This is a genomic window from Klebsiella sp. ME-303 (assembly GCF_007910085.1).
Classification (GTDB): Bacteria; Pseudomonadota; Gammaproteobacteria; order Enterobacterales; family Enterobacteriaceae; genus Klebsiella; species Klebsiella michiganensis.
Genome location: NZ_VOJB01000069.1, coordinates 132,410 through 156,383 on the forward strand (window position 1 = coordinate 132,410; position 23,974 = coordinate 156,383).

Annotated in this window: 21 protein-coding genes; 9 read left to right on the forward strand and 12 right to left on the reverse strand. The window is 57.4% G+C overall.

Going from position 1 to position 23,974, the window contains the following annotated elements:
- Positions 1 to 25 precede the first annotated feature (25 nt).
- Positions 26 to 1,126 (forward strand): LacI family DNA-binding transcriptional regulator, encoded by a 1,101-nt coding sequence (locus FQK12_RS10390; protein ID WP_014837883.1) that lies wholly within the window; start codon positions 26 to 28, stop codon positions 1,124 to 1,126.
- Here the strand turns inward: FQK12_RS10390 and FQK12_RS10395 are convergent.
- From FQK12_RS10395 to moeA, 6 genes are all read right to left on the reverse strand, one after another.
- Positions 1,123 to 2,388, reverse strand: coding sequence for a DUF1479 domain-containing protein (locus tag FQK12_RS10395; protein ID WP_014228525.1), 1,266 nt, complete (start codon positions 2,386 to 2,388; stop codon positions 1,123 to 1,125). The two genes, FQK12_RS10390 and FQK12_RS10395, sit on opposite strands and share 4 nt — an antisense overlap.
- 137 nt (positions 2,389 to 2,525) lie before the next feature.
- The gene (locus tag FQK12_RS10400; RefSeq protein WP_014228526.1) at positions 2,526 to 3,341 is read right to left on the reverse strand and encodes a Cof-type HAD-IIB family hydrolase; all 816 of its coding nucleotides are present in this window, start codon (positions 3,339 to 3,341) and stop codon (positions 2,526 to 2,528) included.
- Between the two features lie 209 nt (positions 3,342 to 3,550).
- Positions 3,551 to 5,983 (reverse strand): formate C-acetyltransferase/glycerol dehydratase family glycyl radical enzyme, encoded by a 2,433-nt coding sequence (locus FQK12_RS10405; protein ID WP_014228527.1) that lies wholly within the window; start codon positions 5,981 to 5,983, stop codon positions 3,551 to 3,553.
- Between the two features lie 4 nt (positions 5,984 to 5,987).
- Positions 5,988 to 6,887, reverse strand: a complete 900-nt coding sequence (locus FQK12_RS10410; RefSeq protein ID WP_014228528.1) for a glycyl-radical enzyme activating protein — start codon at positions 6,885 to 6,887, stop codon at positions 5,988 to 5,990.
- 152 nt (positions 6,888 to 7,039) lie between these two features.
- Positions 7,040 to 7,795, reverse strand: coding sequence for a molybdopterin-synthase adenylyltransferase MoeB (moeB, locus tag FQK12_RS10415; RefSeq protein WP_014228529.1), 756 nt, complete (start codon positions 7,793 to 7,795; stop codon positions 7,040 to 7,042).
- Positions 7,795 to 9,030: a molybdopterin molybdotransferase MoeA gene (gene moeA, locus FQK12_RS10420; RefSeq protein ID WP_014228530.1), complete on the reverse strand. Its 1,236-nt coding sequence runs from the start codon at positions 9,028 to 9,030 to the stop codon at positions 7,795 to 7,797. The genes moeB and moeA overlap by 1 nt, the downstream gene beginning before the upstream one ends.
- A gap of 177 nt (positions 9,031 to 9,207) precedes the next feature.
- Here moeA and iaaA point away from each other — a divergent pair, with 177 nt between their 5' ends.
- From iaaA to gsiD, 5 genes are read left to right on the forward strand one after another with little or no spacing between them, the layout of a single operon-like run.
- Positions 9,208 to 10,149, forward strand: coding sequence for a beta-aspartyl-peptidase (gene iaaA / locus FQK12_RS10430; RefSeq protein ID WP_014228531.1), 942 nt, complete (start codon positions 9,208 to 9,210; stop codon positions 10,147 to 10,149).
- Positions 10,150 to 10,161: 12 nt separating this feature from the next.
- The gene (gsiA, locus tag FQK12_RS10435) at positions 10,162 to 12,015 is read left to right on the forward strand and encodes a glutathione ABC transporter ATP-binding protein GsiA (protein WP_014228532.1); all 1,854 of its coding nucleotides are present in this window, start codon (positions 10,162 to 10,164) and stop codon (positions 12,013 to 12,015) included.
- A 37-nt stretch (positions 12,016 to 12,052) separates the two neighbouring features.
- Positions 12,053 to 13,591: a glutathione ABC transporter substrate-binding protein GsiB gene (gsiB, locus tag FQK12_RS10440; RefSeq protein WP_004849160.1), complete on the forward strand. Its 1,539-nt coding sequence runs from the start codon at positions 12,053 to 12,055 to the stop codon at positions 13,589 to 13,591.
- 52 nt (positions 13,592 to 13,643) lie between these two features.
- Complete coding sequence (gsiC, locus tag FQK12_RS10445; protein ID WP_009653824.1) at positions 13,644 to 14,564, forward strand: glutathione ABC transporter permease GsiC; 921 nt, start codon at positions 13,644 to 13,646, stop codon at positions 14,562 to 14,564.
- A 1-nt stretch (position 14,565) separates the two neighbouring features.
- Entirely contained in the window at positions 14,566 to 15,477 is a 912-nt protein-coding gene (gsiD, locus tag FQK12_RS10450) for a glutathione ABC transporter permease GsiD (RefSeq protein ID WP_009653837.1), read from the forward strand.
- A gap of 126 nt (positions 15,478 to 15,603) precedes the next feature.
- Here the strand turns inward: gsiD and rimO are convergent, their stop codons facing one another.
- Positions 15,604 to 16,929, reverse strand: a complete 1,326-nt coding sequence (gene rimO, locus FQK12_RS10455; protein ID WP_009653812.1) for a 30S ribosomal protein S12 methylthiotransferase RimO — start codon at positions 16,927 to 16,929, stop codon at positions 15,604 to 15,606.
- Between the two features lie 296 nt (positions 16,930 to 17,225).
- On the opposite strand from rimO, the gene FQK12_RS10460 reads away from it, so the two are divergent.
- Positions 17,226 to 17,705 (forward strand): hypothetical protein, encoded by a 480-nt coding sequence (locus FQK12_RS10460; protein WP_161506334.1) that lies wholly within the window; start codon positions 17,226 to 17,228, stop codon positions 17,703 to 17,705.
- A 33-nt stretch (positions 17,706 to 17,738) separates the two neighbouring features.
- Here the strand turns inward: FQK12_RS10460 and FQK12_RS10465 are convergent, their stop codons facing one another.
- Entirely contained in the window at positions 17,739 to 18,980 is a 1,242-nt protein-coding gene (locus tag FQK12_RS10465) for an oligosaccharide MFS transporter (protein ID WP_032694906.1), read from the reverse strand.
- A 379-nt stretch (positions 18,981 to 19,359) separates the two neighbouring features.
- On the opposite strand from FQK12_RS10465, the gene bssR reads away from it, so the two are divergent.
- Positions 19,360 to 19,743, forward strand: coding sequence for a biofilm formation regulator BssR (gene bssR, locus FQK12_RS10470; protein WP_004849210.1), 384 nt, complete (start codon positions 19,360 to 19,362; stop codon positions 19,741 to 19,743).
- A 103-nt stretch (positions 19,744 to 19,846) separates the two neighbouring features.
- The gene (locus tag FQK12_RS10475) at positions 19,847 to 20,962 is read left to right on the forward strand and encodes a PQQ-dependent sugar dehydrogenase (protein WP_014228535.1); all 1,116 of its coding nucleotides are present in this window, start codon (positions 19,847 to 19,849) and stop codon (positions 20,960 to 20,962) included.
- 2 nt (positions 20,963 to 20,964) lie between these two features.
- Here FQK12_RS10475 and FQK12_RS10480 read toward each other — a convergent pair whose 3' ends face one another.
- From FQK12_RS10480 to FQK12_RS10495, 4 genes are all read right to left on the reverse strand, one after another.
- Positions 20,965 to 21,591 carry a glutathione S-transferase family protein gene (locus tag FQK12_RS10480; RefSeq protein WP_014228536.1) on the reverse strand — a complete coding sequence of 209 codons (627 nt, stop codon included), beginning with the start codon at positions 21,589 to 21,591 and terminating at the stop codon, positions 20,965 to 20,967.
- Positions 21,592 to 21,689: 98 nt separating this feature from the next.
- On the reverse strand, positions 21,690 to 22,976 hold the full coding sequence (locus tag FQK12_RS10485; protein WP_014228537.1) for a site-specific integrase: 1,287 nt from the start codon (positions 22,974 to 22,976) through the stop codon (positions 21,690 to 21,692).
- Positions 22,976 to 23,191: an excisionase family protein gene (xisR, locus tag FQK12_RS10490; RefSeq protein WP_014228538.1), complete on the reverse strand. Its 216-nt coding sequence runs from the start codon at positions 23,189 to 23,191 to the stop codon at positions 22,976 to 22,978. The genes FQK12_RS10485 and xisR overlap by 1 nt, the downstream gene beginning before the upstream one ends.
- A 92-nt stretch (positions 23,192 to 23,283) precedes the next feature.
- Positions 23,284 to 23,973 (reverse strand): hypothetical protein, encoded by a 690-nt coding sequence (locus FQK12_RS10495; protein ID WP_146295711.1) that lies wholly within the window; start codon positions 23,971 to 23,973, stop codon positions 23,284 to 23,286.
- Between the last annotated feature and the right edge of the window lies 1 nt (position 23,974).

Below are 23,974 nucleotides of genomic sequence, written 5' to 3' on the forward strand. Positions count from 1 at the left end.
ACATTCTCAATATGAAAATTTTTTCATGAGCAAAGTAGAGCGCGATCACAAAATGGACAAAAAGCTGAAAGTGAGCGAAATCGCGGCGCGTACCGGGCTGTCGGTGAGCACGGTATCGCGGGTGCTGGCGGGAAAAGCAAATACCAGCGCCAGGGCTCGCCAGAGGGTACTGGATTGCGCCCGCGAGCTGGGCGTGATGGAGGGTATCGCCGCCGGGCGAATGCTGCTCAATAATCTGGTGGTCTTTGCCCCTCAGCGCGCTTTCGATGAACGCACGGATATTTACTACTATCGGGTGATTCAAAGCATCAATAGCGCCCTTATGCCGCATGAGGTACACCTGCGCTATTGCGCGCTGGAAGAGAACGACAGCGATGCCAATTTGTTTTTGCAGCGCATGCATGAAGCATCGACCCAGGCCGCGATTTTACTGGGTATCGACGATCCGCATATTCACGATCTGGCGGCCGATCTGGCGAAGCCCTGCGTGATGATTAACTGCCACGACGCGGGAATGCGTTTACCCTCCGTCGCGCCGGATCATCGGCTGATCGGCCAGTTCGCCGCCCGGTATCTGTTTGAGATGGGGCATCAGGCGATCATGAACGTGATGTGCCTGCGCCGCTATACCATGGAGCTGCGTCTGCTGGGCATTAAGCAGGCGTGGCGGGCGCGTAATCTCCGTTTCGTTGACGGCAGGGATTTACTCGCTGTGGCCAACTTCAGCGCCAGGGATACCGAGGAAAAAGTCGGGGAGTGGCTGGATCAGCGCGGCGATGGCCCGCTGCCGACGGCATTTCTGGTGGGCGGTGATTTTATGGCGGCAGGCACGATCGCCGCATTACAAAAACGCGGTTTGCGCGTCCCGCAGGATGTTTCCGTCATGAGCATCGACGGCTTTAACCTGGCGGCGATCCAGGATGTACCGCTAACCGCCGTCCACGTCCCACGCGATGAATTAGGGGTCGAAGCGGTACATTTATTACAGCAGAGACTGATCCGTCCCGATGCGCCGCACGGCGCGTTACTCCTGCATGGGACGCTGGCGGTACGCGATTCGGTGCGGCGGATACGCGCCGGTAACCGCCGTACCGCCGTTGAAGCGAAGGGGCTATATGATGATTAATTCGCCATCCCCAACGCGCGCTTACCGTGGATATTTAAGTCATCCAGCGTAAAGCGGCCTTCCCAGTCGCTTTCATAATCCTCGCGGGGGAAATCTCCCGGCGAAGCGCCGCGCGCCAGCGCCGCTTTGACCTTCTGCGCGTAGGCGAGGTTTTTCTCGCACATTGGCGCGGCGGGAATATACATCACGTTGCCCCAGCCCTGCTGATTTTCCACCGGCGCGACCGAGTGGATCACGTCGCAGTGCCACCATACCGAATCGCCCGCATTCAGCGCCGGAATAGAGCTTAAGGCTTTGATCAGCAGCGGGTGCCATTTTTCCGAAATCGGCAGCACCTTGCCCGGCGCGACGCCGCACAGCTCATCTTCCGGGACATCGTCGAGCAGCGGACGTAGCAGCACGTAAGCCATCGCTTCCGGGATCGGCACCACGTGCAGCAGGCCCTGATCGGGGATCATATCGGAGAGCGCGGTCCACCCCTGGAAGGTGCGGAACACCGAGCATTTGGTGGTGTTGTCGACCGTATACTCTTCGACTTCGGTGCGGTGCGCCGCGTCCCACGGGTCGTAAGCATCAATGTTGCCGTTAAACACGTCGGCAAACACTTTCTGATAGGCCGGCAGCAGCCAGCGCTCCAGGGCGCCGGAATCGGTATGCGCCCCCAGTCCTTTCGAGGTGGTTCCCGGCGGGCGGCGGCGAATGCGGTCCGGGTAAATGACGCTGACGTCCGGGTCGAACCACTGCTTGCCGTCGCGGTTAAACGTCCACAGACGGTTGAGGAACGACTGCACGGCGGCCATTTCATCGCTCTGTCGCGCCTGCATCTGCGCCTGGGACCAGTAAATCGGATAGATTTCCGGGCGCGAAGCTTCCAGCGATCCGAAAAAGGTATCGCCGGGACCTTTATAAACGTCATCGAAATGGTTGCGGTCGAGATACTCGAGCATTGCGTTGTCCCACGCCAGCGCCTGTTCGCGAGAAAAATGGCCCTTGATAACGGCGCAGCCGCGACGCTTGATGAGCTCGCGCTGGGCTTCCGTGACCTGGCCCCGGGCAATATCGGCGAACGGGATCGTCGGCCAGACGTCCTGACCGCTGGCCTTAAGGGAGTCAATCTCTTCCAGACGCGCGGCGATACGCGCCGTCAGCCGATCGAACACCGCCTGCACGTCGCCAATTTGCGCCCGCAGCTCCTGTTTAATCCGGCGGATGGCCGCTTTGGGGTCGGCGGGTAAAGTTTCACAGGTATGGGTAACAGCCATAATGACCTCTCATCTTTCATTCGAAAGTAATTTATCTTACATATGATAATTTAAGTTAAAATTAAGTTAATGCAAGTTTAAAATTATGCGGAGGTGCACAAAACGGGAAGCCGGGGCGGTAAACCCCGGGTGTGGCGTTACTCGTTGAACGGGGCGGTGTGGTCGAGGACGGCCTGAATGACGTTCAGCGCGCCGTCGTGGTTGTTATCATCGGTGGCAAAACGCGACACCGCCTTGATGCTTTCGGCGGCGTTGGCCATCGCGAAAGAGTATTTCACCAGCTTGAGCATTTCCGTATCGTTAGCGCTGTCGCCAATGGCTACGCAGGCCTGCGGCGAGATGTTCCAGCGCTTAAGCAAGCGGCTTATACCGTTGGCTTTATGCAGGCCGGGGATAATCAAATCGACGAAGCCAAAGCCGCTGGTGACCGGCTTCATGATGCCGTCCAGCGAGACGTGCAGTTTGTCGATAAGCTGCGGGATTTCGCTATCCGGCAGGTTAAGGGAAAACTTAAACAGCGTGTCGTCGATGTCATGATAGCGGCTAATGCGCTGCAGGCGATGGTAGTGCTTTGACATCAGGGTGACGAACGCCTCGGGCGCGCGCTCGCTGACGTAAGCGCTCTCGAGGCCGCAGGCGACGAAGTTGAGCTGCGGGTCTTTCAGCAGTTCACCGATGACGACCTGGGATTCATGACGGGTGAGTTCGCCGTGGAACAGCTGTTGACCGCGTTCGTAAACCAGCGCGCCGTTCTCGGCAACAAAGGAGATTTGATCACGGATTTCCGGGAAAAAAGAGATCAGCTGGTAGTACTGGTTGCCGCTGGCGACCACGAACTCAATACCCTGCTGCTGGAGTTGCGCAAACTGCGCGAGAAAACGCGAGCGGTCATACTGCTTGGCGTCATTGAGAAAAGTTCCGTCCATATCGGTGACGATAACTTTAACGGTCATAACACATGCTCCTGGCTTAACTTCGACCAGTAACATTCTAATTACAATGTGATGGGGAGCACAAATTTATTTCGAATGAAAGTTTGCGTTCACCTCTGTGCAGCAGAAAACCCCGGATTGCGGTGTAAACGCCTTACCCGGGCTACCGGCCCGCAAACGGCTTCGAACCTGTAGCCCGGCTAAGCGTAGCGCAAGCCGGGGGATGTGACTTACAGCGTATGCTCGGTACGGGCGATAATATCGTCCTGTGCATCCGGCGACAGGGCGGTAAAGAACGCCGAGTATCCGGCCACCCGGACCACTAAATCACGATACTGGTCTGGGTGTTTCTTCGCTTCCAGCAGCGTCTCGCGCGACACGATGTTGTACTGAATATGCCAGCCTTTATGCACCTCGAAGAAAGTGCGCAGCAGCACCATCAGTTTCTGCTTATCGGATTCGTTCTCCAGCGTGGCCGGGTTCAGCTTCTGGTTAAGCAGTACGCCGCCGAGGATTGAGCCGGTCGGCAGTTTGCCCACCGAGCTGATTACCGCGGTCGGCCCGAGATGGTCGGTGCCGGAGGCCGGGCTGGCCCCTTCCGCCAGCGGCGAGTGCGCTTTACGGCCATCCGGCGTCGCCATCGTTTGGGCGCCAAACGGCACGTTGGCGGAGATGGACGAGGTGCCGGCGTAGTAGTTGCCGCCGATCGGGCCGCGACCGTAGCGCGGGTTATGATACAGCTTCAGCTCGTCGATATAGGTCTGGTAGGCGCGAGCCAGCAGCATATCCACGCTGTCTTCATCGTTGCCGTATTTCGGCGCGCCGTTGATTAAGCGCTGGCGCAGCTGCTCGTGGGTCAGGCCTTCGAAGTCTTCAGCCAGCGCCTTTGCCAGCTCCTGCTGACCAATAACGCCCTGATCGAACACCAGCTTCTTCACCGCCGCCAGGCTGTTGCCGAGGTTAGCGATGCCGACCTGCAGACCGGAAACCCAGTCATACTTCGCGCCGCCCTGCTTGATGCTCTTCGCGCGCTCGATGCAGTCATCGACCAGCGCCGAGCAGAGAATATCGTGCACGTTCTCTTCCAGCATGGTGTCGACCACGTACTCAATCTCGATAGATTTGCGCGTGTAGTAGCGGATCTGCGTATCCCAGTCGGCCAGAACCTGTTCAAAGTTGTCGAAGTTGCCTTTTGACAGCGCATGTTCCTGCGGCAGGAAAACCTGGCCGCTGGTGGCGTCGCGGCCGCCTTCCAGGGTTGTCAGCATGACGCGGGCAAAGTTGATAAAGCTCATCCCGGTGCAGCGATAGCCCCATTTACCGCCGACGGCGGTTTCGATGCAGCCGATAGCGGCATAGTCGTACGCGTCCTGCGGCTCAATCCCCAGCTTGATAAATTCCGGGATGACGATTTCATCGTTGTTGAACGCCGGCATGCCGAAGCCGCAGCGGATCACCTGCACGCAGGCGTCGAGGAAGTCGTTGCTCATGCCCGCGTGATAGCGCACGCTGAGGTTAGGTTGAGTCGAACGCAGCCGACCGCAGGATTCCAGGATGGCGTAGGAGAGCGGGTTCACCGCGTCCTGCGCGTTGCCGTCCACCAGATTCTGGCCGCCGATGGTGACGTTCTGGTACAGCGGGCTACCGGCGGAAGCCTTAGAGTGCGAGCCGGAGCGAATTTTGTTCACTTCCAGCAGCTTCAGCCAGCAGCAGTGCAGCAGTTCGATGGCGTGTTCGCGATCCAATGATTGTGCCAGCTCAACGTCGCGGCGATAGTAAGGGTAGAGATACTGGTCCATGCGGCCGAAAGAGACCGAGTGACCGTTGGATTCGATCTGCAGAATCAGCTGGATGAAATAGCACAGCTGCAGCGCCTGCCAGAAGGTTTTCGGCGGCTCGTGGGCGATAATATAGCAGTTTTCGGCTATCGCCAGCAGCTCGTCGCGGCGGGATTCGCGGCTCTCCGTCGCGGCCATGCTGCGCGCCAGCCCGGCATAGCGCTTACAGTGGTCGCTGACCGCTTCCAGCACGATATCAATGGCTTTAAGGAACTGCTCGCCGTGCAGATCTTCCAGCACGGTCAGGTTAATGCGCGAACGGCGCTCGGCGACTTTCGCCCGCATGCCGTCGAGGCCTTTTTCCAGCAGCAGCGGATAGTTAACCGCAAGGTGAGCGTCGCCAGAGGTCATATTGCCTTCGGCTTTGATAATGCCGGTCGCCAGCAGCGCTTTTTGCTCGTCGGTAAACATGCCGTAGCAGCGATCCTGTACGGTTTGACCGCGCCACCACGGGCACACTTCGTGGAGCACGCGTTTGTTCTCTTCGCTAACGGCAAACCCGGCGCCGGGGCGATCGGCGAGGTCGTCGATCTCTTTTTCGATCCAGCTAACGGTGTATTCCGGGAAGATAGGCGCCGCGCGAACTTCGCTGGCCTGGTTGCCGACGATCAGTTCATCGTGCTTAATCCAGATCGTGCGTTCCGCCAGGTGATGAGCCAGCGCCAGCGCGCGGCGTACCGGGATCGGCTTATCCAGGTGCTGCTGATAGGCTTCGGTATAGTGCAGGGCGCGCTCGGTACAAACCGGCGGCTTAACGATATGCACCAGCGCCATTTTATGCGCCTGAATGCGCGGGCTCAGAGTATCCAGTTTCAACGTTGTCATAAGGTTATCCTCGTAGAGTCGCCGTTAAACCTTTGCTCTGAGCATAGCGCTGCGCGAAGGCGAGCAGCTCGGGTGCAGCAAGCGGTTTATCCGGAGCGGTATAGGGCTGACTGAGTAATTGGTATTTATTCATGCCTAAGGTGTGGTAAGGCAGGAAGTGGATCTCGCCAACCTGTAAACGGTCAGCGGCAAAATCGGTAATGGCGGCAATATCGCTTTCGTTGGCGTTAAAGCCCTGGATCAGCGGCACGCGAATGATGATTTTCTTTCCGGCCTGCGCGACGCGCTGCAGGTTATCCAGCACCCGGCGGGCGCTGCCGTCCGTCCACTGCTGAAAAATCGCTTCGTTGACGTGCTTGAGGTCGGCGAGAAACAGGTCGATAAACGGCAAAGCGGGCTCGACGTATTTCCACGGCACGTGCAGGCAGGTTTCGACCGCGGTGTGGATCCCCGCGCGGTGGCTGGCCTCAAACAGCTGTCGGGCCAGTTCGGGATTCATAAACGGCTCGCCGCCGGAAAGCGTGACGCCGCCGCCGCTGCGGTCGTAAAACGGTTTGTCGCGCAGCACCGTAGCCATAATCTCTTCGACGCTTTTCTCTTCGCCGCACACGGTTAATGCCGTGGTCGGGCAGCAGTCGCGCAATTTGCCGATATGCGCATCGGTGAGCTTTTCGCGGTGGATAATCAGACCGTCCAGCTTGCGGGTAATCACCTCCGGCGCAGCCTGCTGGCAGAGGTCGCAGCCGTCCAGGCAAAGGCGGGCGTCATACAGCAAATCCGCCGTGCGGGCGCGGCTTTCCGGATTCTGGCACCAGCGGCAGCCCAGCGAACACCCTTTGAGGAAGACAACAGTGCGGATCCCCGGGCCGTCATGGGTTGAATAACGCTGAATGTTGAAGATCATGATTCACCCTCTTATTTGCATATGAAGATTAAATTACTTTCGAATGAAAGTTGTATTGATATAAATCAACAAGCAGAAAGAGGAAGGAGAATGAAGGTTAAAATGCCGCTGCGGGTCACAAAACATCCGGCGACAGCGCCGCCGGAAAAGGGTCAGGGCGTACCGCACACCTCGCAGTGAGGGTTACGCGGCAGCCTCATTTCACGGAACTGGCAGCGCATGGCGTCGTACATGACGATTTTTCCCGTTGCCGGGCTGCCGTAGCGGGCCAGCAGCTTAATCGCTTCCATCGCCTGCAGCGAACCGATGGTGCCGACCAGCGGCGCCATGACGCCGGCTTCGACGCAGGTGAGGGCGTTTTCGCCAAACAGGCGGCTCAGGCAGCGGTAGCAGGGTTCATCTTCCTGATACGTAAAGACGCTGATTTGCCCTTCCATGCGAATCGCCGCGCCGGAGACCAGCGGCGTTTTATGGCGGAAACATCCGGCGTTGAGCTGGTTACGGATCGCGACGTTGTCGGTACAGTCGAGCACCAGATCGTGGGCGGCGATTTGCTCCGCCAGCGCCTCGTCTTCCAGCCGCGCGTTGAGCGCCGTGAGCTGAACGTGGGGATTAATCCGCGCCAGCGCGGCGCGGGCGGAGTCGACCTTCGGCTGGCCGATGGTGTCGTCGCTGTGCAGCGTCTGGCGCTGAAGGTTGGAGAGCGAGACGGTGTCGAAATCGAGCAGGGTTAGCAGGCCCACGCCTGCCGCCGCCAGATACTGCGCGGCGGCGCAGCCCAGCCCACCGAGGCCGACGACCAGCACGCGGGAGGCTTTCAGCTGCTCCTGACCGTCAAAATCGAAATCGCGGAGAATAATCTGCCGGTTATAGCGCAGCATCTCCGCATCGCTCAGCTCCATGCCCATTACAGCCCTCCGAACAGATGATTAAACGGCTCGACTTCCACCCATTCGCCCGCTTCCACGTTGCCGCGCTCGCGTTCGAGAACGATAAAGCAGTTGCCGAGGCTGAATGAACTGAAGATATGCGAGCCCTGGTGACCGGTGCTGCTAACCACCAGCTCGCCGTCCGGACCGCGCTGCAGCACGCCGCGCTGAAAATCGAGGCGGCCCGGCGATTTCTTCAGGCCGGAGGCGGCGCGAACGCGCAGGCGCATCGGCTGAGCTTGCCCGACGTTGCCGGACAGCTTCGCCAGCAGCGGCTGAACCAATTGGTAGAAGGTCAGCGTTGCGGAAACCGGGTTGCCGGGCAGGCCGCAGAACCAGCTGTGGTTGAGCTTGCCGAAAGCGAAAGGTTTACCCGGCTTAATCGCCAGCTTCCAGAAGCCGATTTCCCCCAGCTCTTCGAGGATCGCTTTGGTGTAGTCCGCCTCGCCGACGGAAACGCCGCCGGAGCTAATCACCACGTCGGCCTGCTGGTCAGCCTGAATAAAGGCTTCACGCAGTTTAGCCGGGTCGTCGGGAATAATGCCGAGGTTAATGACCTCGCAGCCCAGCTCCTGCAGCATCAGGTGCACCGCCAGGCGGTTGGTATCGTAAATTTGCCCGTCGGCCAGCGGCTGGCCCGGCAGCTGGAGCTCATCGCCGGTGGAGAAGACTGCCACCCGCACTTTACGTACCACCTCAACCTCGGCAATCCCCAGCGAGGCGATGACCGGCAGCTCGGCGGCGGTCAGGCGGGTACCTGCGGGGAAGACGACCGCGCCGTGGGCGATGTCTTCGCCAAGACGACGAATATTCTGCCCGTTTTTCACCAGGGCGAGGAAGCGGATACCCTCATCGGTTTGTTCGGCCTGCTCCTGCATCACCACCGCGTCGCAGCCTTCCGGCACCGGCGCGCCGGTCATAATGCGGATACAGGTGCCCGCGGGCCAGACGCCGTCAAAGGGTTGACCGGCGAAGGCCTTGCCGGCCACCGGCAGCGCTGCGCCGTCGGTGAGATCCGCCAGGCGCACGGCGTAGCCGTCCATCGCCGAGTTATCAAAACCGGGAACGTTAAGCGGCGAAACGAGGTCATGGGCGGTCACGCGCGAAAAGGCCTGCAACAGCGGTACGGTATCCGTCGCATTCAGCGGCGTAATACGAGTGAGCATCTGGGTCAGGGCTGTGTCGAGCGGCATCAGTCCGGCGGTAAAATCCATGGGTTTCTCCTGCGGGCAAACATCGAAAACGCCTATTATGGCAGAAAAGAGAGACGGGCTATAACCCATCTGGCGACAAGCTTTACATCACCGTCCGCTCTTTCTATATTCAAAAATTGTATAGGACAGTCAGCACGATAATGATATTTATACACTTTATCGTTAAGGAATGGCGCAATGGGTAAGGCGGTTATAGCAATTCACGGCGGGGCCGGGGCGATTAGCCGCGCGCAGATGACGCCGGCGCGCGAGCGGGAGTACGTGGCGGCGCTGTCGGCGATTGTCGATAGTGGACAAAAAATGCTGGCTGCCGGGGCCAGCGCGCTGGATACGGTAACCGAAGCGGTCCGGCTGCTGGAGGAGTGCCCGTTATTTAACGCCGGTATTGGCTCCGTATTTACCCGCGATAGCCGCCATGAGCTCGATGCCTGCGTGATGGATGGTTACAGCTTACAGGCGGGGGCCGTGGCCGGGGTTCAGCATTTACGCAATCCGGTGCTGGCGGCGCGGCTGGTGCTGGAGCAAAGCCCGCACGTGCTGTTGATTGGCGAGGGGGCGGAAGCGTTTGCCGCTTCCCGCGGTATGGCGCGGGTCGATAACAGCCTGTTTTCGACTTCCGAGCGTTTGCTGCAGCTGCGTCAGGCGCAGGAGGGCGACGATATCGTGCTCGATCACCACGCCGCGCCGCTGGATGAACGGCACAAAATGGGCACCGTCGGCGCGGTCGCGATGGATCTGGCGGGCAACCTCGCGGCGGCGACCTCCACCGGCGGCATGACCAATAAGCTACCGGGACGCGTCGGCGACAGCCCGCTGCCCGGGGCGGGCTGCTATGCCAATAACGCCAGCGTCGCCGTTTCCTGTACCGGTACCGGCGAAGTGTTTATACGTACGCTCGCGGCCTACGATATTTCGGCGCTGATGGAGTATAGCCAGCTCAGCCTGCAGGAGGCCTGCGAAAGGGTGGTGATGGAGAAACTTCCGGCGCTGGGCGGCAGCGGCGGCCTGATCGCCATCGACAGAGAAAGCAACGTGGCGCTGCCGTTTAATAGCGAAGGCATGTACCGGGCCTGGTGTTATGCGGGCGATACGCCCACGATTGGTATTTATCGCGAATAAGAGGAAAGGGCGTTGCCGCATAGTCAAGAAATCGATGCCGATGATGTTCTGCAGGTGCGCGGCCTGAACGTCGTGTTCAATCAGCAGCAGCAGGCTTTTTCCGCCGTCCGCGACCTGTCGTTTACCCTGCGGCGCGGCGAGACGCTGGCGATTGTCGGCGAGTCCGGCTCCGGGAAGTCGGTGACGTCCCTGGCGCTGATGCGCCTGCTCGACCAGGCGGTCAGCGAAGTGCGCAGCGATGCGCTGCTGCTGCGTCGTCGCAGCCGGCAGGTGATTGAGCTGAGCGAACAGTCTGAAACCGAGATGCGCGGCGTGCGCGGCGCGGATATGGCGATGATCTTCCAGGAGCCGATGACCTCGCTGAATCCGGTCTTCACCATCGGTGAACAGATTGCCGAATCTATCCGCTTACACCAGGGGCTGAAGCATGATGAGGCCCTGCGCGAAGCGAAGAAAATGCTCGATCAGGTGCGCATTCCGGAAGCGGAAGCCATGCTCTCGCGCTATCCGCATCAGCTTTCCGGCGGGATGCGTCAGCGGGTGATGATCGCCATGGCGCTCTCCTGCCGACCGGCTGTGCTGATTGCCGATGAACCGACCACCGCCCTGGACGTGACTATCCAGGCGCAGATTTTACAGCTGATTGCCGTCCTGCAAAAAGAGATGGCGATGGGCGTTATCTTTATTACCCACGATATGGGCGTGGTCGCCGATATCGCCGACCGCGTGCTGGTGATGTATCGCGGCGAAGCGGTGGAAACCGGCAGCGTGGAGGAGATTTTCCGCGCCCCGAAGCACCCGTATACTCAGGCGCTGCTGGCCGCGGTGCCGCGGCTGGGGGCAATGCGCGGCACTTCACTGCCGCGCCGCTTCCCGCTGTTAAACCAGAGCCCGTCGCCGGAGGGGCAGAACACCGTTGTGCCCGGGGAACCGATCCTGAAAGTTCGCGATCTGGTGGCGCGCTTCCCGCTGCGTAGCGGCATTCTCAACCGCATTACCCGCGAGGTGCATGCGGTCGAAAAGGTCAGCTTTGATTTATGGCCCGGCGAAACCCTGAGCCTGGTGGGGGAGTCCGGCTGCGGTAAATCAACGACCGGCCGGGCGCTGCTGCGGCTGGTGGAAACTCAGGGCGGCAGCATCACCTTCAACGGCCAGCGGATTGATACGCTGACGGGCAGTAAGCTTCAGGCGCTGCGCCGCGATATCCAGTTTATCTTTCAGGACCCCTACGCCTCCCTCGACCCACGGCAAACGGTGGGCTATTCGATTATGGAACCGCTGCGCGTGCATCGGCTGCTGGAGGGCGATGCCGCTCGTGAGCGGGTCAGCTGGCTGCTGGAACGCGTCGGGCTGGAGCCGGAGCATGCGTGGCGCTATCCGCACGAGTTTTCCGGCGGCCAGCGGCAGCGCATCTGTATTGCCCGCGCGCTGGCGCTCAATCCGAAAGTAGTGATTGCCGATGAGTCGGTATCGGCGCTTGATGTGTCGATTCGCGCGCAAATTATCAATCTGATGCTCGATCTACAGCGTGAGATGGGTATCGCATTTCTGTTTATCTCCCATGACATGGCGGTGGTTGAGCGCATCAGCCACCGCGTGGCGGTGATGTATCGCGGGCGCATTGTCGAGATCGGCCCGCGCCGCGCCGTGTTTGAAAACCCGCAGCACCCCTATACCCGTAAACTGATGGCCGCCGTTCCGGTGGCCGATCCTGCGCATCGTCGTCCGCAGCGCGTGCTGCTCTCAGACGAGCTGCCGGGCAACATCTTCAAGCGGGGCGAAGAGGGGATCAGTACGCCATTACAGCAGGTGGGACCGGGGCACTTTGTTGCCAGAGAGCCCGCCGCCGACGTGCTGGCGCGCTAACAACGACACCAATAATGCAGCATTTCAGGAGAACAACATGACTCAACGCGTTTCAGGAAAATGGCTGTTGGCGCTGGGCGTCGCTTCGGCGCTGACAGCGGCTCCGGCCTTTGCCGCAAAAGATGTGGTGGTGGCGGTCGGCTCTAACTTTACGACCCTCGACCCGTATGATGCTAACGACACGCTGTCGCAGGCCGTCGCGAAGTCGTTCTATCAGGGGCTGTTCGGCCTTGATAAAGAGATGAAATTGCAAAACGTGCTGGCGGAAAGCTATACCGTTTCCCCGGACGGCCTGGTGTATACCATTAAGCTGCATCCGGGGGTGAAGTTCCAGGACGGAACCGAGTTCAATGCCGAAGCGGTTAAGGCGAACCTCGATCGCGCCAGCAATCCGGAAAATCATCTCAAGCGCTATAACCTGTATAAAAATATCGCCAGCACCGAGGCTGTTGACCCGACAACGGTGAAAATCACCCTCAAACAACCTTTCTCTGCGTTTATCAATATTCTGGCCCACCCGGCGACGGCGATGATTTCTCCGGCGGCGCTGAAGAAATATGGTAAAGAGATTGGTTTCCATCCGGTTGGCACCGGCCCGTACCAGCTCGACACCTGGAATCAGACCGACTTCGTTAAAGTGAAGAAGTTCGCCGGTTACTGGCAGCCGGGGCTGCCGAAGCTGGACTCCATCACCTGGCGCCCGGTCGTGGATAACAATACCCGCGCGGCGATGCTGCAGACCGGCGAAGCGCAGTTTGCGTTCCCGATCCCTTACGAGCAGGCGCCGCTGCTGGCGAAAAACAGCAAGCTGGAGCTGGTGGCCAGCCCGTCGATCATGCAGCGCTATATCAGCATGAACGTGACGCAGAAGCCGTTTGATAACCCCAAAGTGCGCGAGGCGATTAACTACGCCATTAACCGTCAGGCGCTGGTAAAAGTCGCCTTTGCGGGCTATGCCACCCCGGCGACCGGCGTGGTACCGCCGTCAATTGCCTACGCTGAAAGCTACAGCGCCTGGCCGTACGATCCGGCGAAGGCCCGCGAGCTGCTGAAAGAGGCGGGCTATCCGAATGGATTTAGCACCACGCTGTGGTCGTCGCACAACCACAGTACGGCGCAGAAAGTGCTGCAGTTTACCCAGCAGCAGCTGGCGCAGGTGGGCATTAAGGCGCAGCTGACGGCGATGGATGCGGGCCAGCGCGCGGCGGAAGTGGAAGGTAAAGGGCAGAAAGAGAGCGGCGTACGCATGTTCTATACCGGCTGGTCGGCGTCGACCGGAGAAGCGGACTGGGCGCTGTCGCCGCTGTTCGCGTCGCAGAACTGGCCGCCGACCCTGTTCAATACGGCTTTCTATAGCAATCCCCAGGTGGATAAAGACCTCAACGACGCGCTGAAAACCACCGATGCGCAGGAAAAAACGCGGCTGTATAAAGACGCGCAGGATACTATCTGGAAAGAGTCGCCGTGGGTGCCGCTGGTGGTAGAGAAACTGGTCTCGGCGCACAGTAAAAATCTGACCGGATTCTACATCCAGCCGGATACCGGATTTAGCTTTGAACAGGCGGATCTTAAGTAGATAGCTGCGGGTCCCCGGGCGCAGGCTGCGGGGACTTCGCGCAAGGAGAAGCATGCTCAATTATGTGATTAAACGCCTGCTGGGGCTGATCCCCACGCTGCTGATTGTGGCGGTGCTGGTGTTTCTGTTCGTGCATATGCTGCCCGGGGACCCGGCGCGGCTGATTGCCGGGCCGGAAGCCGATGCTCAGGTGGTGGGAATGGTGCGCCAGCAGCTGGGGCTGGATCGGCCGCTGCACGTGCAGTTCTGGCACTATATCAGCAATATTGTGCAGGGGGATTTCGGTACCTCGATGGCCTCGCGTCGCCCGGTCAGCAGCGAAATCGCCAGCCGTTTCATGCCCACGTTCTGGTTAACGCTCGCCAGCATGAGCTGGGCGGTGATCTTCGGTATGGCGGCGGGGATCGTGGCGGCAGTCTGGCGCAACCGCTGGCCGGATCGCCTGGGAATGGCGCTGGCGGTCACCGGCATCTCGTTCCCGGCGTTCGCGCTCGGCATGCTGCTGATGCAGGTCTTTTCCGTTGAGCTGGGCTGGCTGCCGACGGTGGGCGCCGACAGCTGGCGCCACTATATTCTGCCTTCGCTGACCCTGGGCGCGGCGGTGGCGGCGGTGATGGCGCGCTTTACCCGCGCCTCGTTCGTCGATGTCCTGCATGAAGATTACATGCGTACCGCGCGGGCGAAAGGCGTGAGCGAAACGCTGGTGGTGCTCAAGCACGGCCTGCGCAATGCGATGATTCCTGTCGTCACCATGATGGGCCTGCAGTTCGGTTTTTTGCTCGGCGGTTCAATCGTGGTGGAGAAGGTCTTTAACTGGCCAGGCCTCGGGCGTCTGCTGGTGGACTCGGTGGAGATGCGCGACTATCCGGTGATTCAGGCGGAAGTCCTCCTGTTTTCGCTGGAGTTTATTCTTATTAATTTAGTGGTGGACGTGCTGTATGCCGCCATTAATCCGGCTATCAGGTACAAGTAAGGTGCGATTGCTCAACTGGAGAAGACAAGCGGCTATCAACGCGATGCCGGGGATTAAACCCGGGCAGATACGTACCCCGTGGCACGAGTTCTGGCGGCGGTTTCGCGGTCAGCCGGTGGCGATGGGGGCGGGGGTATTTGTTCTGCTGCTGATTGCGGTGGCGATCGTGGCGCCGTGGATTGCGCCGTTCGACGCGGAAAACTATTTTGATTACGACCGGCTCAACGACGGCCCGTCAATGATGCACTGGTTCGGCGTTGATTCGCTGGGGCGGGATATCTTTAGTCGGGTGCTGGTCGGCGCGCAGATCTCGCTGGCCGCCGGGGTACTGGCGGTATTCATCGGCGCGGCTATCGGCACCGTACTTGGGCTACTGGCCGGGTATTACGAAGGCTGGTGGGATCGCATCATTATGCGTATCTGCGACGTGCTGTTCGCTTTCCCGGGGATTTTGCTGGCAATTGCGGTCGTGGCGGTAATGGGGAGCGGGATGTCGAACGTCATCATCGCGGTGGCGATCTTTTCGATCCCGGCCTTTGCGCGTCTGGTGCGCGGCAATACCCTGGTGCTTAAGCAGCAGACCTTTATTGAGTCGGCGCGCAGCATCGGCGCCAGCGATGCTACCATCCTGTTTAATCATATATTGCCCGGAACGGTATCATCGATAGTGGTCTACTTTACGATGCGTATCGGGGTGTCGATTATCTCCGCTGCCAGCCTGTCATTTCTGGGGCTTGGCGCGCAGCCGCCGACGCCGGAGTGGGGGGCGATGCTGAACGAGGCGCGGGCGGATATGGTGATGGCGCCGCACGTGGCGCTGTTCCCGGCAATCGCGATTTTTCTGACGGTGCTGGCGTTTAACCTGCTGGGTGACGGCCTGCGCGATGCGCTGGATCCGAGGATAAAAGGGTAGGCGTTCAAGGATTGTGCAGCCCGGACAGGTGTCCGGGAAAGCACTCCGCACGTTAATCCTGTGCGGTTTTGTCGCCCGGATAAGGCGCGCGAGCGCCTTCATCCGGGATAGGTTAAGCGGCCGGAATTAAACCCGGCTGCCCCACAGATCGTATTCGTCGGCGTGTTCGACTTTCACCCGCACAACGTCGCCCGGTTTGACTTTACTCTCACCGTTCAGGTAGACCGCGCCGTCGATTTCCGGCGCATCGGCCATGCTGCGGCCAATTGCCCCTTCTTCATCCACTTCGTCGATCAGCACCATAATTTCACGACCGACTTTCTCCTGCAGGCGCTCGGCGGAGATCTGCTGCTGCAGCTGCATAAAGCGGTTCCAGCGCTCTTCTTTCACCTCTTCCGGCACCTGATCCGCCAGTTCGTTGGCGGTCGCGCCTTCCACCGGGCTGTACTTGAAGCAGCCGACGCGGTCGAGGCGGGCTTCTTTCAGGAAGTCGAGCAGCATCTGGAAATCGTCTTCCGTTTCACCCGGGAAGCCGACGATAAAGGTCGAGCGCAGGGTGAGTTCCGGGCAGACTTCGCGCCACTGCTTGATGCGCGCCAGCTGGCGGTCGGCGGAGCCCGGACGCTTCATCATCTTGAGAATACGCGGGCTGGCGTGCTGCAGCGGAATATCGAGGTAGGGCAGAATTTTGCCTTCCGCCATCAGCGGGATCACATCATCGACGTGCGGGTACGGATAGACGTAGTGCAGGCGCACCCAGATACCGAGCTTCGCCAGCTCTTCGCACAGGCTAACCATACTGGTTTTGACCGGCATACCGTTGTGGAAACCGCTGCGATGTTTGACGTCAACGCCGTAGGCGGAGGTGTCCTGAGAGATCACCAGCAGCTCTTTGACGCCGGCGTCGGCCAGGCGTTTGGCTTCCGCCAGCACTTCGCCAATCGGACGGCTGACCAGATCGCCGCGCATTGACGGGATGATGCAGAAGGTGCAGCGATGGTTGCAGCCTTCGGAAATTTTTAAGTAAGCGTAATGACGCGGCGTCAGCTTCACGCCCTGTTCCGGCACCAGGCTGAGGAACGGGTTGTGTTTAGGCTTCGGCGCGTAGTGGTGGACGTGTTCCAGCACCTGTTCATAGCTGTGCGGGCCGGTAATTTCCAGCACCTTCGGATGCACTTCGCGGATCTGATCTTCTTTTGCGCCCAGGCAGCCGGTGACGATCACTTTGCCGTTTTCTTTCAACGCTTCGCCAATCGCTTCCAGCGACTCCTGCACGGCGCTATCGATAAAGCCGCAGGTGTTAACGATAACCATATCAGCGTTATCGTAGGAGGGAACCACGTCATATCCTTCGGTACGCAGTTCAGTCAGGATACGTTCTGAGTCCACGAGGTTTTTCGGGCAGCCCAGAGAGACAAAGCCGATCTTCGGCTGAGGGGTGACATTGCTCATAGCTTAAAAAGTGTTCAATTATTGGGATGGTCAGGGCAGGGATTCTACAGAGATCGGCGGAAAGTTTATACTCCTTTTCTTGTTAGCCTGGCGATGTCCGTGTTTCTTTTTATCGGGATGATTATCCAGATTGTTAATCAAAATAAGGGAGTTATTCATCTTTTATCTTGCAACCCGGGGAAGTCGGTTTAGAGCTGGTTTAACCTGAAGCGGTAAAATAGCCGCTGCTTTCAGTCTTTATTTTTATCAGGTTTCCCATGTTTAAAAAATTGGGTGGTTTCGTCTGCGCGCTGGCCATGATTGGCGCGACGCCCGTTTATGCCAACGAGATGGCGTTATATTCGGTCAATACCGGTTCCTTTGTTTATCACATGACCGGCAATCACGGTCAATATAACGAAAAATTCAATAACCAATTTTTTTCCGTTGAGCGCAAGCTGTCAGCGGATTCAAAGTACAGCCTGTTGGCCGGCACTATGAAGAATAGCTTTGCCGACCGCTGCCTCTCGCTAGGGGCGAGAAGAGACTGGTACGCGGGGGCAAGCGGCTGGACGTTCAAGGGCGTCTATGCCTATACCGGCGAGTTTTTCTTTAAAGCCTTTCGCGATTGCGGGGACTCAGGCACCTATCGAACGGCGAAGAAAATCACCGGCGTCGGTTTCTCTCCCTATATTTATCATGGCCTGCAGTACAATTTTACCGATTATTTCGGCGTGGAAACGGGCATTATCGTCCCGGCCATATTTGTGATGAGCGTGCAGTGGAGCTTCCGCTAATTCGCCCGAAAGAGGCTTCCGGGCGAATTTTGATTAATGGCTTTGCGCAACGCCAGCGCCTGGCGCAGCCCCCGGCGCGGTCGGTTCTCTATTGTCGCGCAGCGTAAATACCGAGATCAGCGTAAACAGCCCGGCGATGCCGCCCAGAATATAATAGGTATGCGCGAAGCCGATGGTGTCGTACAAATACCCGGCCAGCGGCGAGTAAATCGCGGTGGCGATGGAGGCGACGAACAGCACCAGCAGGTAGACCGTCGAGGAGAGCTTGTTGTCGAAGTTGGCGGCGATAAATTTAAACACCGACACAAGAATCAGCGGTTTTTCCAGCGCATGCATCATTTTGACCGCGCCGATCCACACCGGGCCCAGCGGAATCGCGGAGCCGACGATACGCACCGACATGATTAGTCCGGCGATGATCAGCGCCCATTTCGCGCCGGTGCGGTTCACGAACCACGGCATCAGGCATAAAAACAGCGTCTCGCCGCATACCTGAATGGAGGCCAAAATGCCGTACCAGCGATTGCCTTCTTCCGGCGTCGGGAACTGCAGAGAAAAGTACTGGGCAAACTGCTGATCGTAGGTGTCGTAGATTTGCGTGACGAACAGGGTAAAGATCAGCAGCATCCAGAACTGGCCGTTCTTCGCCAGCTCCAGGGCATGCGAAACTTTCAGCGCGCTGGTTTTCTGCATTTCCGCTTCGGTCAGCTCGATTTTGGTCAGCATAAAACAGAGCGCGGCAATCACAATGGCGATACTCGCCAGCCAGAAGGCGAGGTTCGGATTGCTGTCGATATACTTGCCGACGATCCACGCGGCGGCGGCCCAGCCTAACGATCCCCACATTCTTACCCGGCCATATTCGAACTGGTAGCGCCGCGAAATTTTATCAATATACGAATCAATCACCCCGCAGCCGGAGTTAAAAATCATCCCCAGGTATACCCCGCCAAGCAGCGCACCCAGCCAGAAGCTGTGCACCAGCAGCGGCGCGTACAAATAAATAAAGAACGGGCCTACCGGTAGCAGCATGGCGACCAGGATCCAGATCAGCCGCTTTTTCAGGCCGAACTTATCGGAAATAAAGCCGAAGAAGGGCTGCATCAGCAGGGCAATAAAGGCGTTGACCGAGTAGAGCAGGCCGGTTTTCGTTGCGCTAATCCCGAGGTGCTGAGTCGTCCAGATCACAAAGAACGCCATGGTCGAGGACCAGGCGAAGAGATAGAGGAAATCGAAAAGACTCAACAAGATATAGTTTCTTTTGCCGGGCGTCATCATTTCAGTTCCTTCAAGCGATAGAGATAAAGGTTACAAACAGGATCGATATGCCTGCCGTTCTTATTGAATGTTATACGTAATACATTTTATTTGATGATATGACACCCGGCGGCATTTTCTGGCAACGTGAATTGCGCTAATTTGTGATCATTACTGCAATAAATGATTTTATATCCCAGGGTTGGAATTTTTACTTTTATGAGAACGTATAACATTTTTGGCTTTCAGGAGATGATGTCGCAGGTGGGGATTTTAAGCTTCGTTGTAACATTGTAAAGGATGTTAATGCCCTGAGAATTATTGATCTGCCTCATCGTTTTGTACAAAAAATGACCATATTATGATTGTGGTAAAGGACGTCAGAGGAGGAACCGCGATGAGCGTTGACAGACTATATCGTAACCTGATGAATAAGCTGATTAATGCCAACATTGATCTCGATGCTTATTTACAGCTGCGTAAAGCAAAAGGCTATATGTCAGTCAGCGAAAACGACCATCTACGTGATAACTTGTTTGAACTGTGCCATGAAATGCGTCAACACGCGCCGCGCCTGCAGCACGTCGTTGCGCCGGAGGAAAAGGATGCCCTGCGGCTGGCGGGCGAAGCCGTCGCTTCCGCGGCGGTGTGCCTGCTGAGCGGACATCATGACTGCCCGTCCTACATCGCTGTCGACGTAGATAAGCTGGAAAGCTGCCTGGCGGTATTGCGGCTAAATATTCATAAATTGAATGATTCTAAGCCCATTACTCATGCCTGAGATCGGGGGGAGCCTGCTCCCCCCGATTAATGTTATGTAAAAATCCCTTCCCGTTTTCCCACGCTGGCTACCCTTATCGCATTGCTGACAAAAGGAGTATGCCATGCGCCAGACCATTACCCTGATGATAGCCCTTACCGCACTGTTGCTGCCTGCGGCTGCCCTTGCCGCCCGGGAGCGCGTAGAGGTGCTGCAGAACCAGCTTGAACACCCGTGGGCGCTGGCCTTTCTTCCGGACGATCGGGGCATTCTGATGACCTTGCGCGGCGGTGAGCTCCGGCTGTGGCAGCGGGGAAAAGGCCTCGCGCCTGCGATCTCGGGCGTACCGCAGGTCTGGGCCAACGGGCAGGGGGGGCTGCTTGACGTGGCGCTGGCCCCGGATTTCGCCCAGTCGCGCCGGGTCTGGCTAAGCTACGCCGAAGGCGGGAGTGACGACAAGGCCGGGACCGCCGTAGGCTACGGCCGACTGAGCGAGGATCTCCAGCGCCTGGAAAACTTCCAGGTGGTTTTCCGCCAGCAGCCGAAGCTCTCAACCGGCAACCATTTTGGCGGGCGGCTGGTGTTCGACGGCCGCGGTTATTTGTTTATCGGTCTCGGGGAGAATAACCAGCGTTCGACCGCTCAGGATCTCGATAAGCTGCAGGGAAAAGTGGTGCGGCTAACGGCTGATGGCAAGGTCCCGGAGGATAATCCTTTTGTCGGCCAGGCTGGCGTCAGGCCGGAAATCTGGTCTTACGGTATTCGCAACCCCCAGGGGATGGCGATGAACCCGTGGAGCGATACGCTGTGGTTAAATGAACACGGCCCGCGCGGCGGGGATGAGATCAACCTGGTGCAAAAAGGGAAAAACTACGGCTGGCCGCTGGCGACGCACGGCATTAACTATAGCGGCCTGCCGATCCCGGAGGCCAAAGGCAAAACGCTGGAGGGAACCGAAGCGCCGCTGTTTGTCTGGGCGAAGTCGCCAGCGGTGAGCGGTATGGCGTTTTACAACGCGCCGACCTTCCCGCAGTGGCAGCACAGGCTCTTTATCGGCGCGCTGAAGGATACGTCGCTGATTGTCCTCAAGGTTGACGGCAATAAGGTGACGGAACAGGAGCGGATTCTGGGCGATCGCGGTAAACGTATCCGCGATGTGCGCGTTGGACCCGATGGCTATCTGTATGTCTTAACCGACGAATCCAACGGCGAGCTGCTGAGGGTGAGCCCGGCGGGCTAATATCAGGTGACCGGGATCATCACCACGTTGCGCCAGGCCTGGCGCTGGTTAATCTGCTGATACCAGCGCTGCAGGTGCGGGCGCGGTTGCCAGGTTTTCACGGTCTCCAGCAGGTTATAAATGAACGGCGCGACGGCGATATCGCCGAGGCCGAAGGCGTCGCCTGATAGCCACTGATGGCGCGACAGTTCGTCATCGAGAATGGCGAACAGGGTCTCGCAGGTGGCAATACCGGCTTCAATCGCGGCGGGGTCGCGTTTATCCGGCGGGGTTCTCACCAGCCCCATTAAAATCGGCCGATGGGCCGGCGAGAGCGAACCGTTGGCCCAGTCCATCCATTTCTCTCCCTGAGCGCGTTCGGCGGGCGACTCCACCCACAGGCGATTCTGACCATACTGCGCGGCCAGATAGCGGATAATGGTGTTTGATTCCCAGAGCACGATATCGGTCGTCTCATCTTTCAATAGCGGTACCAGCCCATTGGGATTCATGGCCAGATAGGCCGGATCGTGATTCAGACCGAACTCCAGGCCTGCCAGAATTTGCTGATACGGGAGGTCGAGTTCTTCCAGCACCCAGCGCACTTTCTTCACATTGGTCGAGTTATTTCTGCCCCACAGCGTAATCATATCCGCTCCTGCTTTTTATTTCGCCGCCGTTGCGGCGTAGTGAGCATTCATGTTGGAATAAAGTTAATATTCCGGCAAGTGATTTTATTTTGCTGAAATTAAACGCTTTTTATACCCACTACCTTGCGTTTGGGGCACCCTTGGGACAGAGCGTTAGAAAAACTACTATTCAGCATTTCCACCTGGTTACGGTCCATCTCTCCGATCCACTTCGAGTAAATCTCATAAACCATCTTTGCATTCTCGTGGCCCATCTGTCCTGCGATGAAAGACGGATTAGCTCCTGCAGTTAAAAGCCAGCATGCGAACGTGTGGCGGGACTGGTAAGGGCGTCTGCTCCTGATTCCCGCCTTCTTTAATCCCGCCTCCCAACTATACCCCAGAGACTGAGAGCCATAATACTTCGTTTCCCCGCGCCAGTTTTTGGGCGGGATAAACACGAACCGCAGTTTTTGTTGTTCAGTTAAACCATGTTCGCGGTGATGGAAAGTGATTTCAGTTTTGCTTAATGCGCCAGTTAGCTTGAATTGTTCGCGTAGAGCATTCAGCGCAGGTTCAAGTAGGGTTACAGTTCTGATCCCCGCTTCGGTTTTGGGAGGCACAAACAGGCCCTCATTCGTCTGGTTACGCCTGACGTGAAGCTCACCCTTATCAAGGTCCACATCCTCCCAGGCTAAAGCTGTTAGCTCTCCATGCCGAAGGCCAGTAAAGATAGCTGTAGTCCAGAGCAAAGCATACCGAGGAGATAACGTTTTTATGAAACCTTCGTACTCACTCTGGAGAAGCGGATCCGGGTCTCTCCTGGAGCGCTTAAGCATCTTTATACCTTCGTGAGGGGTATGCTCGATAAAGCCGCTCAGGTTCGCCAGTTTGAGCAACGCAGTCAGGTTGTTCATCAGGCCGTTGACAGTGGATACAGCGCGACCTTTTCTTTTAAGCCAGGGAGCATGATCGCTAAAGGTGTTACCAGTTAACAGCGCGTTCCTGTAATTCAACAGGTCGGTATGCTGAATATCCGCAATATGCGTATTACTTCCGACGATAGCGCAAAGTGTTGCTATACGTGATTCTGCGCCTCTGTATGAGGCAGCTGACACCTCAAGCTTTTTGGCATCAAGATAAACTTTGCATAATTCACCGAAGGTTTTAATTTTTTGTGTCGTGGTGAATTTTTTAAGCGCCTTTGATTCAGGGAAGTGCTCTGCATAGTCAAATTTACCTTGCTGAATCTCACTCATAATTAAAGCGCGGAGATTGCCAGCTTTTTTTATATTGCTATTTGATACAGTCCAGCCCCGCAAAACTTCGCGGCAACGTATGCCGCGATATAGAAAGCTAATCCTTATTCCTTTCCCATGCAGCTCTACGCCAGCAGGCATATTCATTAAGTTTCCCCGACAAGCCTATTAATCCTGGTGTAGTTGTAGAGAAGTGTCGCCCTTCCTTCTGAAGCTTTTGGATCGGGTGGGTGCTTCTTATAATGAATGCCCTCGATCCATCGTCCCTCCCGGTAAGATTTAATTTGCCGGGGAGTCATATACATCTTCGCTACAATTCCCTTTTCCATCACCCATTCATCTTCTTGAGTAATATCGGCCATAAATAACCTCATGGCCGGGAAACTATAATCAGCTCCCCGGTTTAATGTTGATTATTGGAAATCATTCAGTTTCTACAGTCGTATCATGCTATTTATGCGATAGAGCCTTTCACAGCCAGAAACGTACCCATCGCTTTATCAACAATCTTCGCGTTGTGGTATTTGCTGATTGCCCAGGTGATAGCGAACAGAATCCAGCGGAAGTGGCTGGTATACGTTTTAAAGGTCAGGCCGTCGCATATATCCCATGCGCTAAACCTTTCAGGCCAATCAGCGTCATAAACGGCGTTGTAAGCCTCAAAGTCGTTGTTAAACTCAGCACGACATAATTCACGAACAATTTCTCGCACCCTTGCTTTATCGCTATCTGGCGTATCGTCATCGTCGTCCCAGTCTTCATCCTCTTCTTGTTCTGAGCCTTCCTCACCCTCCAGGTAATCACTAAGCGACTCTTTCAGGCTTTTGCAAAACGCTTCGTGGTTGTACTCTTTCGCCAGCATTTCGCGCGCCGAACAGCCCGCACCAGCTTCCAGCTTTTCAGACCAATAATGGGTATTGATTCCACCTTCCCAGGCACCAAAAAAGTCGAACATGTCCGCTATTCGGGAAAAGGTCCAGGTTCCCATGTCACCCGTCACAGTCAAATAGCCAGGCCAGGTAATTACGTCATAGTAGTAATTGGACGTTCCCGGCTGCTGCATTCGAAGGTGGCGATACAGGCCATTGTCACGGATGATTTCCAGGCGGTGAAATGCTGTATCCATCAAAAATCGAGAGTCAATT

Coding starts and splice junctions, on each gene's coding strand:
- FQK12_RS10390 (WP_014837883.1), top strand. CDS start 26: ATGAGCAAAGTAGAGCGCGATCACAAAATGGACAAAAAGCTGAAAGTG.
- FQK12_RS10395 (WP_014228525.1), bottom strand. CDS start 2,388: ATGGCTGTTACCCATACCTGTGAAACTTTACCCGCCGACCCCAAAGCG.
- FQK12_RS10400 (WP_014228526.1), bottom strand. CDS start 3,341: ATGACCGTTAAAGTTATCGTCACCGATATGGACGGAACTTTTCTCAAT.
- FQK12_RS10405 (WP_014228527.1), bottom strand. CDS start 5,983: ATGACAACGTTGAAACTGGATACTCTGAGCCCGCGCATTCAGGCGCAT.
- FQK12_RS10410 (WP_014228528.1), bottom strand. CDS start 6,887: ATGATCTTCAACATTCAGCGTTATTCAACCCATGACGGCCCGGGGATC.
- moeB (WP_014228529.1), bottom strand. CDS start 7,795: ATGGGCATGGAGCTGAGCGATGCGGAGATGCTGCGCTATAACCGGCAG.
- moeA (WP_014228530.1), bottom strand. CDS start 9,030: ATGGATTTTACCGCCGGACTGATGCCGCTCGACACAGCCCTGACCCAG.
- iaaA (WP_014228531.1), top strand. CDS start 9,208: ATGGGTAAGGCGGTTATAGCAATTCACGGCGGGGCCGGGGCGATTAGC.
- gsiB (WP_004849160.1), top strand. CDS start 12,053: ATGACTCAACGCGTTTCAGGAAAATGGCTGTTGGCGCTGGGCGTCGCT.
- gsiC (WP_009653824.1), top strand. CDS start 13,644: ATGCTCAATTATGTGATTAAACGCCTGCTGGGGCTGATCCCCACGCTG.
- rimO (WP_009653812.1), bottom strand. CDS start 16,929: ATGAGCAATGTCACCCCTCAGCCGAAGATCGGCTTTGTCTCTCTGGGC.
- FQK12_RS10460 (WP_161506334.1), top strand. CDS start 17,226: ATGATTGGCGCGACGCCCGTTTATGCCAACGAGATGGCGTTATATTCG.
- FQK12_RS10465 (WP_032694906.1), bottom strand. CDS start 18,980: ATGACGCCCGGCAAAAGAAACTATATCTTGTTGAGTCTTTTCGATTTC.
- bssR (WP_004849210.1), top strand. CDS start 19,360: ATGAGCGTTGACAGACTATATCGTAACCTGATGAATAAGCTGATTAAT.
- FQK12_RS10475 (WP_014228535.1), top strand. CDS start 19,847: ATGCGCCAGACCATTACCCTGATGATAGCCCTTACCGCACTGTTGCTG.
- FQK12_RS10480 (WP_014228536.1), bottom strand. CDS start 21,591: ATGATTACGCTGTGGGGCAGAAATAACTCGACCAATGTGAAGAAAGTG.
- FQK12_RS10485 (WP_014228537.1), bottom strand. CDS start 22,976: ATGAATATGCCTGCTGGCGTAGAGCTGCATGGGAAAGGAATAAGGATT.
- xisR (WP_014228538.1), bottom strand. CDS start 23,191: ATGGCCGATATTACTCAAGAAGATGAATGGGTGATGGAAAAGGGAATT.